At 67.1% G+C, this 14,324-nt stretch carries 12 protein-coding genes and 1 pseudogene; 9 read left to right on the top strand and 4 right to left on the bottom strand.

Translation table 11 applies throughout. The annotated features are described in order from the left end of the window. The first annotated feature begins 13 nt into the window (after positions 1-13). Entirely contained in the window at positions 14-226 is a 213-nt protein-coding gene (locus tag ACPZVR_RS06320) for a hypothetical protein (RefSeq protein WP_436698719.1), read from the top strand. Positions 227-335: 109 nt separating this feature from the next. On the opposite strand, the pseudogene ACPZVR_RS06315 reads toward ACPZVR_RS06320, so the two are convergent. Next, a pseudogene (locus ACPZVR_RS06315) lies at positions 336-1,592 on the bottom strand (IS3 family transposase). 132 nt (positions 1,593-1,724) lie between these two features. Here ACPZVR_RS06315 and ACPZVR_RS06310 point away from each other — a divergent pair. From ACPZVR_RS06310 to ACPZVR_RS06290, 5 genes are all read left to right on the top strand, one after another. After that, positions 1,725-2,018 carry a contact-dependent growth inhibition system immunity protein gene (locus ACPZVR_RS06310; protein WP_436698718.1) on the top strand — a complete coding sequence of 98 codons (294 nt, stop codon included), beginning with the start codon at positions 1,725-1,727 and terminating at the stop codon, positions 2,016-2,018. Between the two features lie 279 nt (positions 2,019-2,297). Continuing rightward, positions 2,298-4,259, top strand: coding sequence for an RHS repeat-associated core domain-containing protein (locus ACPZVR_RS06305; RefSeq protein WP_436698717.1), 1,962 nt, complete (start codon positions 2,298-2,300; stop codon positions 4,257-4,259). Then, complete coding sequence (locus ACPZVR_RS06300) at positions 4,249-5,088, top strand: SMI1/KNR4 family protein (protein ID WP_436698716.1); 840 nt, start codon at positions 4,249-4,251, stop codon at positions 5,086-5,088. Before ACPZVR_RS06305 ends, ACPZVR_RS06300 begins: the two co-directional genes overlap by 11 nt. Before the next feature lie 262 nt (positions 5,089-5,350). Continuing rightward, positions 5,351-8,401, top strand: a complete 3,051-nt coding sequence (locus ACPZVR_RS06295) for a polymorphic toxin-type HINT domain-containing protein (protein ID WP_436698715.1) — start codon at positions 5,351-5,353, stop codon at positions 8,399-8,401. Then, positions 8,398-8,742, top strand: coding sequence for a hypothetical protein (locus ACPZVR_RS06290; protein WP_436698714.1), 345 nt, complete (start codon positions 8,398-8,400; stop codon positions 8,740-8,742). Before ACPZVR_RS06295 ends, ACPZVR_RS06290 begins: the two co-directional genes overlap by 4 nt. 165 nt (positions 8,743-8,907) lie before the next feature. Here ACPZVR_RS06290 and ACPZVR_RS06285 read toward each other — a convergent pair whose 3' ends face one another. Then, positions 8,908-10,311 carry an MFS transporter gene (locus ACPZVR_RS06285; RefSeq protein WP_436698713.1) on the bottom strand — a complete coding sequence of 468 codons (1,404 nt, stop codon included), beginning with the start codon at positions 10,309-10,311 and terminating at the stop codon, positions 8,908-8,910. Between the two features lie 38 nt (positions 10,312-10,349). Between ACPZVR_RS06285 and soxR the strand changes: the two genes are divergently transcribed. Next, a complete protein-coding gene (gene soxR / locus ACPZVR_RS06280; protein ID WP_436698712.1) occupies positions 10,350-10,814 on the top strand; it encodes a redox-sensitive transcriptional activator SoxR in 465 nt (154 codons plus the stop codon). Between the two features lie 19 nt (positions 10,815-10,833). On the opposite strand, the gene ACPZVR_RS06275 is transcribed toward soxR, so the two are convergent. Both ACPZVR_RS06275 and ACPZVR_RS06270 read right to left on the bottom strand, forming a co-directional pair. Beyond that, positions 10,834-12,168 carry a hypothetical protein gene (locus ACPZVR_RS06275; RefSeq protein ID WP_436698711.1) on the bottom strand — a complete coding sequence of 445 codons (1,335 nt, stop codon included), beginning with the start codon at positions 12,166-12,168 and terminating at the stop codon, positions 10,834-10,836. Continuing rightward, a complete protein-coding gene (locus tag ACPZVR_RS06270; RefSeq protein WP_436698710.1) occupies positions 12,165-12,524 on the bottom strand; it encodes a cupredoxin domain-containing protein in 360 nt (119 codons plus the stop codon). Before ACPZVR_RS06270 ends, ACPZVR_RS06275 begins: the two co-directional genes overlap by 4 nt. A 141-nt stretch (positions 12,525-12,665) precedes the next feature. Between ACPZVR_RS06270 and ACPZVR_RS06265 the strand changes: the two genes are divergently transcribed. Further along, the gene (locus ACPZVR_RS06265; protein ID WP_436698709.1) at positions 12,666-14,129 is read left to right on the top strand and encodes a WS/DGAT/MGAT family O-acyltransferase; all 1,464 of its coding nucleotides are present in this window, start codon (positions 12,666-12,668) and stop codon (positions 14,127-14,129) included. Next, positions 14,126-14,299 carry a hypothetical protein gene (locus ACPZVR_RS06260; protein ID WP_436698708.1) on the top strand — a complete coding sequence of 58 codons (174 nt, stop codon included), beginning with the start codon at positions 14,126-14,128 and terminating at the stop codon, positions 14,297-14,299. Before ACPZVR_RS06265 ends, ACPZVR_RS06260 begins: the two co-directional genes overlap by 4 nt. The last annotated feature ends 25 nt before the right edge of the window (positions 14,300-14,324 follow it).

Below are 14,324 nucleotides of genomic sequence, written 5' to 3'. Positions count from 1 at the left end.
CATCCTCGCCGCTGTGATGCTCCTGGAGAACTCAGATGAATCCGAGGTCAATCCTGACGTGGCGGTAGCAGGGTTGGAGTCGATCGCTGCAGAGTTGCAGCGGATGGACGCGACTGACCTGGCCGACTTCGTCAGCAGGGTTGCGCGACTCGCGGCTGATGAAGAAGATCCAGCTAGGCGAGCGTTCTTCAACAATGTTCCGCTAATGCTCGGTCTGATGACATGACATGCGCGAACACATTCCAGTCCCGCGCGAGCCGTGACAGTTGGATCCCCGATTGGCGACGGCAATGCTCGTTGAGTGTCTCAGCAGTGAATCGCACTGGATTTCGTTCCTATGCGTTCCCGTGGCCAGCGAGTGCCGGCCGGGATGATTCTTGGGCAGCGTAGTACGCCGCCTCGACTTCGAGCGGGGTCCTCATGTCGAGCTCCCCGTGAAGGCGTTGGTTGTTCCACCACCACACGTACTCCAGCGTGGCGAGCTCGACCTGTTCGATCGTGCGCCACGGCCCCGCGACGTCGGATCAGCTCGGTCTTGTAGAGCCCATTGACCGCCTCCGCGAGGGCGTTATCGAAGGAGTCGCCGACGGTCCCGGTCGACGGCTTCGCTCCGAGGTCGCCGATCCGGTCGGTGTAGACGATCGAGAGGTAGTTCGACCCGTGGTCGGCGTGGTGGACCAGCCCCCTCAGGTCGGCGGCGCCCTCCCGCCTGGCGTCCCAGGCGGCCATGTCGAGTGCCTGCAAGGGGAGGATGTCGGCCTTCAACGTCGCAGCGACGTTCCAGCCCACGATCCGCCGGGAGTAGACGTCGGTCACGAACGCCACGTAGGCGAACCCCGACCACGTCGCGACGTAAGTGATGTCCGCAACCCACAAGCGCCGCGGCGCTGGCGCGGTGAACCTGTGCTGGACCAGATCGGCCGGCTTCACCGCCGCCGGATCCGGTCTGGTGGTGAACACCTTCTTCGACCGCTTCACCCCGCGAACGTCGGCGATCTCCATCAGCCTCGCGGTTTGATCACGACCGATCTCCCAGCCCTGACGGCGCATCAGTGCGTGCATCTTCCGCACCCCGTAGACGCCGTAGTTCTCGGCGTGCAGCCGGACGATCTCCGGGACCAGCAGCTCGTCCTTCAACGACCGTGCCGACGGCGCTCTGGTCTTCGCGGCCCGGTACCCGCGTGAGGTGATGAACCCACGAACTGCCGGGCGCAACACCCGGCAGATGGCCTCGACCCCGAACTGATCCTTGTGCTCGTCGATGTAGCGGATCATCTCGTCGTGGGGCGGTCGAGCTCCTTGGCGAAAAACACTGACGCGGACTTCAAGATCTCGTTCGCCCGACGCAGCTCGGCGACCTCACGCTTGAGTTGCTTGATCTCCTCTGCATCCTCCGAGGTCGTCCCCGGACGAACGCCGGCATCGACCTGGGCCCGGTGGACCCACAACCGCAGGGTCTCGGTGTTCATCCCCAACAGTCCCGCGACGTGCCGCAACGCAGCCGTCTCGTGCGGGTGCTCCGGGCGGACCTCGGCAACCATCCGCACTGCCCGCTCACGCATCTCGTTCGTATACCTGGCCATCGTTCCCATCCTGACTGATCAAGCGAACGAAACCCAGTGCGGTTCGACCTCCGTCTCCAATGTCACCGGAGTCCGAGCCGTCCTTGTGCGAGACTCAAGTATGTCCGTCGGCTATCGAATCCAGACAGCGTTCCCGACACCATGATCTACCCCGCACTCCAACTCCTCGCCCAGGGCTACTTGATGCTCGACTGGCCCGACGACTATTCGAACGCCTGGGCGGCGATCGATGACTTTGTCGCCCACGAGCCCGTCGCTCGCCAACTTCCACATGAGGTCGATCAACTGATCGGAACCACGTCGTCGGACGATAGCCTGAGTGCACTGCTTATCGGCGAGATCGGCAGCGGGTATCTGCCGGAGGCCGACGGATTCACGATGAAGACCTGGCTATGTGCAGTCCGCGAACGGGTGCAGGCGGCGCTTGGCGGGTAGCTGCGATTCCGGCCTTCACAGCTATCGGAAGCACCGATCACCTGGCCAGGTCCGGCTCCCATAGCGGCTCCTTTGCCCCTCTCAACCGTCACCGCAGGCTGCAACGCTGCGGGGTTTGCGGCGGGGATGGATTCCGATGTGTTGGGGGTGTCGACGTCTTTTGGGTGGGATCAGGCGGGTCGGTTGAGGTCGGCGACGACGGGTGGTCATGTCGCGCAGTGGTCGTGGCAGCCCAATGGTGTGTTGGTGGGGGCTGAGACCACGGCTGGTGGCACGGTCATGGGGAAGTACGAGTACCTGTACGACAGGAACCGGAACCTCACCAAGCAGACCGTGAGCAGCGGCAGCGGCGGTGTCGGTGGGTACGTCAACGAGTACACCTATGCGCCGAGCGAGCAGGTCACCGAGTGGTCTCATAAGCCGGGGAGTGCCACCGCGCGGGTGACGGCGTACACGTGGGACAAGAACAGCAACCGGACCTCGGTGTCGCTCGATGGGGCGACGCCGACGGAGACCACCTACAACTGGGACAACTCGATCAAGGCTCTCAAGGTCCCCGGTGAGGCTGATCAGCTCCACACCTACAACGGGGCGGGTCTGCTGACGCGTGATGGTTGCAGCGAGTACTCCTATGACGCGTTCGATCGTGTGGAGGAGAAGCGGGTCGTCGTCGATACGGCTGCGTGTGGGAGTGATGACCGGACCACGGTGTACACCTATGACGGGTTGGATCGCCAGCGCACGGTCACGGTGTCGGGTGCGGCGAAGCCGTCGGCGGACCGGATCACGCGGAGCGTGTTCGATGGTCTGAGTGCCGCGGTGGTGGGTCAGACGGGTGCGGTCAACGGCAACAACGACGGTCCGGTGGTGCTGTACCAGCTCGATCCGGGTGGTGCGGCGGTCGCGTACAAGCAGACGGGTACGACCGGGGCCGGGACGGCGTTCTTGGACGAGGACGGCCACGGCAACATCACCGCGGTCACCGCGACCACGGGCAGCACTCTGGTCTGTGGTGCCCGGTTCGGTGCGTTCGGTGATCCTGTCGATCCTGCCCCGAGTGGGGCGCCGGGGACTGGGGCGCCGGGTGATGGCAACGGAGTGTGTCGTACGGACTCGGCCGCTGCGCGGGCGACGGGCAACACGTATTGGTATCGGGGTCAGGTCCGGGACGGGTCGACGGGCAACTACCAGCTCGGGACCCGGACCTATGACCCGACCAAGGCGGCGTTCACCACGCCGGACTCGTATCGGGTGTCGTCCTCGGCCACCGATCTGAGTGTTGGCGTCGATCCGTTGACGTCGAACACGTACACGTATGTCAACGGCAACCCGATCAACATGATCGACCCCGACGGCCACGGCGCAGTCGACGGTTGGGGCAACGATGTTTCGCCGTGCGTCTCTAACCCTAGCTCTTGCCCAGTTGCAGCAGCAGCTAAGGAGCAGGCGGCTCACCAGGCAAGCATCGAACGTGAAGCACAGGCATGGAAGGCCGACGACGACGCACGACAAGCTCGCCGAGCCCTACGCTTGTTGAATGACGGATCGGGGAACTTCACCGACAACGACCCGGGTACCCACGGGCCGATCATCTGTGGTGCACAAGGCTGCAATGCGGCCTGGGGTGTCGATGCTGACTACGGCGATATTCCTCTAACCGCTGAACAAGAGGTGGTGCAGTCCCTCATCAACTTCATTGTCGGAGACGCAGTCAACGCCTGCGCGAGCGACTCCATATCAGTCGGATGTGGCGGCGAAACGCTCATGTCGTTGCCTACGCCCGCGAAGTTCCTAAAGCTTGGCAAGTACGCCGACGATCTCATGGAGATTGGCAACATCGGCAACAAAAAGAGAGTGAAGACTGACCGCTACAATTGGCGTGACGTGCGCGAGCGCATCAATGGCGGCCCTGCGGAGGTGCGTGCCAACCCGGCATTTCCCCGGGGCCGTGAGTACAAAGAACTGAGCCACTGGCTCATCCCGAAACGTGCCGGTTGGGCTCCCAACTGGCTCAAGAATTCCAGATGGAACCTTAAGAAGATGTGGGGATCCGACCACGCCCTCGCTGATCCGTTGAGGCACCAGTTCCTTCCCCGGTCGTGGAAGAAACAAAACCCGCTGCCAGGACCGGCGAAGAGGTTCTGGAATCGAACGCCGGCCTGGGCCCAAGGAGGCGCGGTTGCCGGAGGGGGTGCGGGCCTCGGTTTCGGTGTGTACGCATACTACTCAAATGACCAGTAGGCGATGGATGCGTGGCCGGCGAACCTCGACGACGGCGACTGACCAAGAAGTGCTCGTCGCTGCCGCGATACTCCGCGGCAGCGGGGACCCGCGCGCCGAGTCCTTGCTCCGCCAGTTCGTTGAGGGCACCGACCTCAGGCGGCGTATCTCGGGGGGGACATGCGACGTCGTAGTCGAGTCCACCACCGATGACCTTCTTGTTGACCTCGACTACGACGTCGAGAGCCGGCCGATTGTTCTGAACGATGCGAAGTCCGGACGCTTGCTCACCTTCAAGGTCTCCCTCGCGCGCGGCGGCTTCTTCCGCGGTCTGCATGGCCAGTGTGACGGAAGGTGGGAGCGCGAGTGGACCGTCGATCCAGTACAGGCCGGACGAGCGGCCGTCGGCGCATTGTCGATATCCCCTTCGGATGACTCCCTCGATGAACCGGTGAAGGATTGGCTCGAGGGCGTAGAACTTGAGCTGGTCGGCGTGGTCCTTCGCCCTCGTGCGGACGAGCGCCGTGTTGGGGAAGTCGAGGAGCGGGAAGGGTTCGGCCTTCCGTCGGAGGTGCGGTCACTGCTCGCGCTTAGCAACGGAATGATCCTTCCTGGATTGAGCGTTCTCGGCGTGGATGATCTCTACGTGGTTGATCTTTCGAGCGACTTCGGACCCTGGTGGCTTGTTGCGTATAGTGACGGTGGAAAGCAGTTTCTTGCGGGTCCGAGCAACGAAATGGCGACCCTTCCCGAGGCTGAAGCAGATCCCGAGGAGTTCGTGCGTACCGGCGATTCTTTTCGGCAGTGGATATCGAAGGAAGTGAAGCTCCGATGTGGCAGCACCGGTTGAACGACCGACCTGGGAAGTCTTGATTTCAATTCAGTGTCGCCTGCCGAAGGGGGCCGATTTTGTGAACTCCTGCCTGAATGCCCCCGAAAACCTCGAGTGTCATTCGGGGACTGGCGTGCAGACAGACGCGAGGCAGCCGGGCCGATCAGAGTGAGCGAGCCCGTCAGCAGGCTTGGTCGATCATCGGGGCAGCACCCAGCGAGCGGCGTCGATCGCCTCCGAGCCGACGCCTCCTGAGGTGCCGGTGAGGGTGTATCGGTCGGTGCGCTACGACTATGCGCCGGCGGGGATGAAGACGGTCACGCAGACCGCGCGGTGTGAGTCGGACGTGCCGACGGCGTGTGTGCCGGGCTATCCGAAGTACTCGGGTGCTGGTTTCGTGAAGTTGAACTACGGCGCGAACGGTCGGTTGAGCTCGCAGGAGGGGCGTGAGCGTGCGTCGACCGAGACGCCGACGAAGTCGATCACCACGACGTATGCGCAGCATGGTGGTCCGGCTCAGATCATCGACGGCTCCAGCGACATCACGTTGAGCGTGGGCTACTACCTCGACGGGACACAGCGTCGGGTCGCGGAGTCCGGTGTGGGTGCTGGTGGCGGCGGGAACGTCGGAAACACCAACACGTACGCCTACAACGGTGCCGGGGCGGTCACGGTCCGCACCGACCGCACGGGTGCGGCTGGGGTCACGGGTGATGAGACGTTGACGACGTCGTATCGGTACAACGATGCGGGGTTGCCGGCGGGGATGGCTTCGCAGGTCCTCGATCCCGGTTCGGCGGGTGGGGTGGTGACGGCTTATGGCTGGGATCAGGCCGGTCGGTTGAGGAGTGCGTCGACGACGACGGGTTCGGGTCTGCATCGGGCGGAGTGGTCGTGGCATCCGAACAATGCGTTGGCGGGTGCGAAGACCACGGCTCGGATCTCTGGTGCTGATGTGGTGGTGGGGAAGTACGAGTACCTGTACGACAAGAACCGCAATGTCACCAAGCAGATCGTGACCAGTGACGCTGGGTCGGGTACGGGTGGCTATGTCAACGAGTACACGTATGCGCCCAGCGAGCAGTTGCTGTCGTGGGATCACCAGGTCACCGCGGGTGGGGGCACGGCGCAGGAGACGTCGTACACGTGGGACAAGAACAGCAACCGGACCTCGGTCACGGTCGACGGTGTGTTGGCGTCGGAGACGTCGTACAACTGGGACAACTCGGTGGCGAAGGTCGAGAGGCCTGGCAAGCCTGATCGGGTCCATGCGTACAACGGGTTCGGGTTGTTGACCGCGGATGGTTGCAATACCTATTCGTATGACGCGTTCGACCGGGTCGAGAAGCAGGTGGCCAGCGGTTCGACGGACTGTGGCAGCAATGGGCGGACCACGACCTATGACTATGACGGGTTGGACCGGCAGCGGATCGTGACGGTGTCGTCGGCGGCGAAGCCGGCTGCGAACCGGGCGACGCGCAGTGTGTTCGACGGGTTGTCGACGAGCCTGGTGGGGCAGGTCGGTGCGGTCAATGGTGACAACGACGGGCCGAGTGTGTTGTACCAGCTCGATCCTGGTGGTGCGCAGACGGCGTATGCGCAGTCTGGTCCGGGTGGGGCGAGCACGGGTGGGAGTACGGCGTTCCTGGATACCGACGGTCGGGGTGATGTCACCGCGGTCACGTCGTTCACCACCGGCAGCGGTGCTCACGCGTTGGCGTGTGCGGTGCGTTATGACCCGTTCGGGACGCCGGTGGATGCGGCACCTTCGGGCCCGTCGAGTCATCCCGACCCGGCGTCGCGGGGTGATGGGAACGGGGTGTGCAAGACCGACAGCCCGGCTGCGGAGGTCACGGGGAATGCGGTCTGGTATCGGGGTCAGGTGCGGGACGGGTCGACGGGGAACTACCAGCTGGGGACGCGGACCTATGACCCGGGCAAGGCGGCGTTCACCACGCCGGACTCGTATCGGGTGTCGTCCTCGGCCACCGATCTGAGTGTCAGTGTCGACCCGTTGACGTCGAACACCTACACCTACGTCAACGGCAACCCGATCAACCTGATCGACCCCGACGGCCACAAGCCGATCTGCAACGGCGAGGAGTGCTCCTTCGATGTGGACGCAAAGGGTCACTTCACGAATATCAAGGCGGCCTCTCCGGCGCCGTGGGTTCCGCCGGAGGGTTACGTCGCGGATGGGGCGCCGCTGGCTGACTTCCAGAACAAGAAGGAGTTTGCTGGCATCATCCACGCTGCCACGGCGGAAGGGGCCACCCCGGAGGAGGCGACCCGCCTCGCTTACGAGCGCTGGTTCGAGGCACATCTTGGCGGGGAGGGCACTGTTGAGGGATACGAAGAGGTCGAGCTGGCCTACTGCCAGGTGTTCGGACAGCACTGCAAGAGCGACGCCACGCTGTTGGACATCGGCATCCAGATGGCTAGGGACACCTGGAATGCGATCACCGGCTGCTTCGGGGAACTCGAGCTCTCATCCTGCGGCGCGCTGGCGGTTGACGCGGCCCTCTACGCTGTCCCGTTCGGTCTCGGCAAGATCGCCCAGGGCGCCAAGATCGCCGGTGGCCTGGCAAAGGTGGAGCGAGCCGCAAACGCGGGTCGCACGACAGCCCGAGCCTGCTCCTTTGCTGGAGCTACGACCGTCCTCATGGCCGACGGCACCCAGAAGCCGATCGAATACATCAAGGTCGGCGACGAGGTCCTCGCGACCGACCCCGAGACCGGCGAACAAGCCGCCAAAAAGGTCGAGCACGTCTTCGTCCACGACGACGACCTCACCGACCTTCAGTTGGCAGACGGGACCGTGCTCACGACCACCGAGGACCACCCCTACTGGTCCGTCACCGACCAACGCTTCGAACGAGCAGACGAGCTTTCTCAAGGCGAGCGCGTCCTCAGCGCCGACGGCCGCACCGTCGAGGTCTCCGGGCTTCGGCTCGCGAGCACCCGCGACGGCCTCGCCTACAACCTCAGCGTGGAGGGCATCCACACCTACCACGTCGGCGACGCCGCGATCCTCGTCCACAACAGTTGCTTCACCTCACTCGATGCGCTCAATAACCCCAAGTTGATCGAGGGGCTGGCGCCGAGTCAGATTGACGACCTCGCTCGCAATGCTGGCTTCGAGGTCCGAGCTGGGAGCGCCTCGGCAAAGAACCCCGCGACTCGCTACTACCTACCGGGCACGAACGGTTCTCAGGGGTTCAGGGTCCTGCCGCAGGGCGTTCCGGGCCAGCCGGGGGTCAAGAGTGGCGCGTACCTTAAGTACTTCGGCGGCCCCCTCCACGGCACGCGCGTACCCTTGGGTATGCCATGAACGCGCCAACGACGCCGCTGGAGCAGTGCATCCTCGACGAGGGCCTCGAGGACCTGATTCCGCTGCCCGAGATCGTTCGGACGGTCGAGATGCGCGGGCTCTCGGAGTCACCTTCGATTGTCAGCGAGGTTGCCGCTGCGATTGGAGAGCTCGTCCGCCAGGGGCGGATTCAAATCTGGGCGGGGCAATGGCCAGCTGAGCCTGAGTTCGTCGGCAGGCCCGTGGCTGAATCATTGGTCGAGGATCCCGACCAGTATCAGTTCGATAGTCCAAGTGACCTGTCGCGACGGGTCTACTACGTGAACGTCGACAATCTCCACGTTGACGAGGGAGCGGGATGAGCCGGGGGGACTGCTGCGCGGACGGGTGACACCTGCACTGCACTGATGCGTGTCGACACGAGATCGACGTGCACCCTGGCGGATGGGTTTGTGTCCTACGCGGACAGGCGGCGCGATCCCGCCTCTGCGGCGTGAGCGAGCCCATTCAGTCCGCAGAGACACCACCTATCGGGGCAGCGCCCGCCGACTGCCGACCACCCCGACCGCCACGAGCACGGCCAGCCCGAGGATCACCCAGCGCGCGGCGTCGACCGCCTCCGAGCCGAGGGCGAGCAGGTTGCCGGCGACCGCCGAGGTGAGGGTGTAGGCGATGAGCTGGGTGGTGCTGACGGCGGCGGCCGCCCGGGCGCCCTCGCCGGGATCGGGGGTGCTGCTCATGGCGGCGACGGTGAGGTGGGGGAAGGCGATGCCGACGCCGATGCCGGCGAGGAGGAGGAAGCCGGCCCACAGCGCGATGGAGCCGGCGCCCGCGCCCGCGGTCTGCAGCAGTCCATAGCCGGCGAGGCCGGCGGCGACCAGCCAGGGGGAGAGCAGGACCAGGCGGCGGGCGGCGGCGGGGCCGGCACCGGCGCTGAAGACCTGGGCGGCGGACCAGCCGATCGACATCACGGCGCCGAGGAAGCCCGCCCAGACGGGGGTCATGCCGGCCAGCTGCTGGCCGAAGAGCGGGACGAAGTTCTCGACCATGACGCCGGCGCTGAGCGCGGCGACGGTGAGGTAGACCCACTTGAGCCGTCCGCCGGCCAGGTAGGTGATCCGCGGCAGGACGCTGTGCGTGGCGCGTGCGTCGATGAGCAGGAAGGCGACGAGCGTGGCCAGGCCCGCCACGACCAGGACGACGGCACGCCCGCCTTCGGTGGTCGAGCTGATGCTCAGCAGGGCGGCGGCGAGGGTGAGCGCGACGAACGAGCGGAGAGGGAGTGGGTCGCCGCGTCGCGGGCTCGCTGTGTGGGCCGGCAGGGCCCGGGTGGCGATCAGGGCGAGGAGCGCGGAGACCACCGCGAGCACGACGTACGACGCCCGCCACAGCTCGAGCTCGGCGAAGATGCCGCCGAGCGCCGGGCCGACGAGAGCACCGAGGGCGAACATCGCCGAGACCAGGCTCGAGGCCTGGGTCCACGTGTGCGCGGGCAGGGTGGTCCGGATGACGGCGTACCCGAGGCCGATCAGCAGACCCGCCCCGGCGCCCTGGAGCCCGCGGCCGGCGACGAAGACGACCATGCTCGGGCTCGCGGCGCTGGCGACCGTGCCGAGCCCGAAGAGGACGAAGCCGGCGAGGTAGGAGCGGCGGGCGCCGAACCGTTCGAGCGTGCGACCCACCAGCATGGTGGCGACGACCGCGACGACGAGATAGCCGGTCGCTGCCCACGCGAAGTACTCCGCGCCGCCGATGCTCGCGACGACCGACGGCATCAGGGCCGCCGTGAAGTAGAGGTTCATGGCGTAGAGGGCCACGCCGCCGGAGAGCACGAGGACGGCGGGCAGCAGGTCGCGATGAAGCAGCGCGGCCCATCCGGTGGCGGCCGGAGCGGTCTGTCCGGAGTCGAGATCGAGGCGTTCGTCAGTCATGCCGAGGACGCTAAAAGTTGAAGTAGACTTCAAGTCAAATGAGCCGCGAGCACCTCATGCCGACCCAGCTCCTCACCATCGGGGAGGTGGCGCAGCGCGCCGGGATCGCGACCAGCGCGATCCGGTTCTACGAGAAGCAGGGCCTGATCTCCTCGGTACGCACGGCCGGCAACCAGCGGCGCTACCCGCGTTACGTGCTGCGCCGGATCGGCATCATCCTCGCCGCGCGCCGCTTCGGGATCCCGCTCGAGGAGGTCGCCGAGATCTTCGGTGGCCTGCCGGAGGACCGGATGCCCAACAAGCGCGACTGGACGGCCATCTCACGCCGCTGGCACGCGCGCCTCGCGGCGCGTCGTCATGAGATCGAGCGCCTGGAGGCCGAGCTGAACGGCTGCATCGGCTGCGGCTGCCTGTCCCTCAACACCTGCCGCCTCTTCAACCCCGAGGACCAGCTCGCCGCCGAGGGGCCGGGGCCGCGACGGCTCCCGTGGGACGGGCCCTAGCGGTGCGTCCCCGACGCCGTCAGGCGCTGAACAGCAGGAAGAGCCCGCCGGCGGTGAACCCGACCATGACCACCAGCAGCGGCAGCTGCCCGGTGATCTGGTCGCGCGGCGGCAGCAGGCTCAGCGCCCGGTCGTGCGCCGCCACGGCCGCGACGACGTGCCCGACCACGACGGCGAGCACCTTGATCGTCGCGAGGACCTCCGGGTGGTAGGAGAACCAGTACGACGGCTCGAGTGCCGCCGTACCGAGGATGTCCCACCCCTTGCCCAGCGGGTCGCTGGCACGCGCGAGGGTCTGTGTCCCGACGTCGATGAACAGGGTCAGGTAGTGGGCGACGATGTAGCCGAGGATGATCGGCACGATCGAGTGGGCGTAGCGACGCGGCAGATCGCGACGCGACAGTCCCTCACGTGACGGCGTGAGCGCGCTGCCGATGCTGAACAGCAGGCCGGCCACCACGCAGAACACGACCAGTGCCACGTTGTCGAGCAGGAACTTGCTCACCGACGCGTTCTGGTAGGTCTTGACCCAGAAGGACGACTCCGCGAAGGAGTCGAAGGCGGTGCTGCCGAACAGGACGCCGACGACGCCGATCAGGCCAGGGGTCGACGGGATCGTCGCCAGGTTGGCCAACGGGCTGCGGAGGACCAGGCGCCCGTCCACTCGCGCCCACGGCGACAGCTTGGCGATGAGCGAGGAGTAGACCTCGAACGGGTCGGCGTTCTCGTAGAAGCGGTTGCCGAAGACCGCGCCGCCGATCAGCATCGCCCCGACGTAGATCGCGCACCACAGCCGCACCGAGCCCAGCTCGGTGGGGGAGGTGGACGCCAGCTCCAGCCAGACGAACGCGAAGAGGCCGAGCGCCGCGGGCCAGTAGCCCAGCCAGTCGGGATAGTGGACCAGGCCCTCGTCGGGGTCGCTGCCCGACAGCCGGGCGATGCCCGCGTTGATGGTCCGGACCGGGCTGATCGCCCGCCACACCGGGCCGAACACGGCCGAGGCGAAGATGAGGCCGACCCACCACCAGACGTAGACGATCCCGAAGAACGGGTTCGTCAGGCTGTCCTGGCCGAAGACGGCGGTGAACACGGCGAACAGGGCGATGACCATGCCGACCGCGCGCAGCACGACACCGAAGGCCGGCGACGCGGTGACGGCGTCGAGCAGGCGTGGCGCCGGGCGGCCGGGGAAGTCGCCGCCGTCGTACCGCGGTCGTCGCCAGGCCACCGCCAGGACGGTGAAGGAGACGACGAGCGCGGCGACCGCGCCGGACACCGCGAGCTCGAGCGAGATCGGCAGGTCGGCCTGGCCGCCGATGCCGTGGGCCTCGACGGTCCCGGAAGCGGGGGTCATCGGACTTCGAGCTGCACGATGATCTGCGCCGGGTCGTGCGACTCCACCTCGATCACGCCCGGCCGGTCGATCGAGATCGGGAAGGTCTTCGTCCCGACGTCGTAGGCGAACTCCTGCTCCGGGTCGGAGTGCATGTGCAGCGAGCCGGCGGTGTCGGCGGTCACGACGAGGTCGATCGGCTGGCCGGCCGCGACCTTGACGCGGTCGCCCTTCGGCGTGATCTCGCCGTCCTTGACGGTGATGTCGACGACGACCTTCTCGTCGGTGCTCGCCTCGTCCCCGGAGCCGCACGCGGTGGCGGTCCCGAGGAGCATGATCCCGGCGAGCGCCGCGCCGACGATGCGCAGCCGCTGCATGCTTCCTCCTCCTCGCAGAACATCCGCGGACGAATCCGCGGATGATCGGTGTCGTCTGCCAGAATCTCATGTGATCCCAAGGCGACCGGATGGGGCCGGCCGCCGATCGTCCGGGGATCCGTCCAGAGGCTGGAGTACGACGTGGTGGATCGGGTGCGTCCGCGCGATCTGACGTTCCTCGAGCAGGAGACGCCGCAGACGCCGCAGCACAACGCGACGATCGAGATCTTCGACCCCGGCGAGGGGACCGACGCGTTCGACCATGCCCGCCTGGTGGCGCTGATCCGCGACCGCATCGCGTTCGTGCCGCGCTACCGGCAGCGCCTGCAGGCCGTCCCCGGCCACCTGGCCAACCCGGTGTGGGTCGACGACGAGAAGTTCGACCTCGGCTTCCACGTACGACGCTCCGCGCTCCCGCGTCCCGGCACGTCCGCCCAGCTCCTCGAGCTGGTCGCGCGGATCGTGTCCCGTCCGCTCGACCGCACCAGGCCGCTGTGGGAGATCTACTTCGTGGAGGGCCTCGAGGGTGGCCGGGTCGCGCTGCTGTCCAAGGCGCACCAGGCCCTCGTCGACGGCGTCCACACCGTCGACCTCGGCCAGCTGCTGCTCGATCTCCAGCCCGAGGCGCGCGCGCTCGAGCCCGACGACTGGGCGCCGCGACGCCCGCCCAACCCGGCCCACCTGCTGGCGGGCGCGGTGCGCGACAACCTGACCGACGCCGGCGAGCTGATCGACACGGTGCGGACGGGCTCGCGTGCCCTGGCCCGCACCGCCGACCGGCGCAGCGAGCGCGCCCGGTCGTTCCTGGCGGCCGCGACCGGCCGTCGCCCCAGGACCGGCGGCGTCATCAACGGGCCACTGTCCCAGCAGCGCCGGATCGTGACCGTCGAGACCTGCCTGGCCGACTACCGCCGGGTCCGCGAGGCGCATGGCGGGACCGTCAACGACGTCATCCTCGCCACCGTCACCGGCGCCCTGCGGGCCTGGCTGATGACCCGCGCCGAGTCGCTCGGCGGCCTGCGCCAGGTGCGTGCCGTCGTGCCCGTCTCGGTGATCGACGAGGAGCTCGAGGCGACCTCGCTCGGCAGCCAGATCGCCGCGCACTTCGTCGACCTGCCGGTGGGGGAGCCGAGTCCGGTGGTGCGCCTGCACCAGGTCTCCTACTCCTTCCAGGCCCACAAGGACACCGGCCGCAGCGTCGCCGCCAACCGGCTCGCCGGGATCGCGGGCTTCGCGCCGACCACCTTCCACGCGATCGGGTCGCGGGTCGCGGCCAGCGAGCTGCGCCGCGGCTACCAGCTCTCGGTCACCAACGTCCCCGGCCCGCAGGCCCCGCTGTACGCCGCGGGAGCGCGGATGCTCGCCAGCTACCCGGTCCCGCCGCTGACCCCCGGCCACCCGCTGGCGATCGGCGTGACGTCGTACGACGGCGGCGTGTTCTACGGCATCACCGCCGACCGTGACTGGATCCCCGACGCCGAGCTCCTCGGCACCTGCGTGCGCGAGGCGCTCGACGAGCTGATCGACCTGTCCTCGGCCACCCGGCAGCGCGCGCCCCGGGGCCGGCGTACGGCGAGGAAGGGCTCCTCGAAGGGCGAGCCGTGATCGCGCTGCACCTCGGCGCCCTGCACCCGGTCGAGCAGATCGCGACCTTCGTGCTCGCCTTCGGGCCGTTCGTGGTCCTGGGGATCGTGATCCTCCTCCGCCGGCGCGCCGAGGCGCGCGACGACCGCAGCCGCGACGGGGACCGCGACCACGACCCGGGCGCCGGCTGACCGGGCGCACCGGCGACGTTGGTCG

The sequence above is a fragment of the Nocardioides segetis genome (genome assembly GCF_051390595.1).
In the GTDB taxonomy this organism is placed as follows: Bacteria; Actinomycetota; Actinomycetes; order Propionibacteriales; family Nocardioidaceae; genus Nocardioides.
Note: the sequence above shows the minus strand (reverse complement) of the source record. Positions and strands in the feature narration are given on the sequence as shown.

Excerpts from the sequence above, each read along its gene's own strand:
- ACPZVR_RS06310 (WP_436698718.1), top strand. The coding sequence starts at position 1,725 with ATGATCTACCCCGCACTCCAACTCCTCGCCCAGGGCTACTTGATGCTC.
- ACPZVR_RS06305 (WP_436698717.1), top strand. The coding sequence starts at position 2,298 with ATGGGGAAGTACGAGTACCTGTACGACAGGAACCGGAACCTCACCAAG.
- ACPZVR_RS06300 (WP_436698716.1), top strand. The coding sequence starts at position 4,249 with ATGACCAGTAGGCGATGGATGCGTGGCCGGCGAACCTCGACGACGGCG.
- ACPZVR_RS06290 (WP_436698714.1), top strand. The coding sequence starts at position 8,398 with ATGAACGCGCCAACGACGCCGCTGGAGCAGTGCATCCTCGACGAGGGC.
- ACPZVR_RS06285 (WP_436698713.1), bottom strand. The coding sequence starts at position 10,311 with ATGACTGACGAACGCCTCGATCTCGACTCCGGACAGACCGCTCCGGCC.
- soxR (WP_436698712.1), top strand. The coding sequence starts at position 10,350 with ATGAGCCGCGAGCACCTCATGCCGACCCAGCTCCTCACCATCGGGGAG.
- ACPZVR_RS06275 (WP_436698711.1), bottom strand. The coding sequence starts at position 12,168 with ATGACCCCCGCTTCCGGGACCGTCGAGGCCCACGGCATCGGCGGCCAG.
- ACPZVR_RS06270 (WP_436698710.1), bottom strand. The coding sequence starts at position 12,524 with ATGCAGCGGCTGCGCATCGTCGGCGCGGCGCTCGCCGGGATCATGCTC.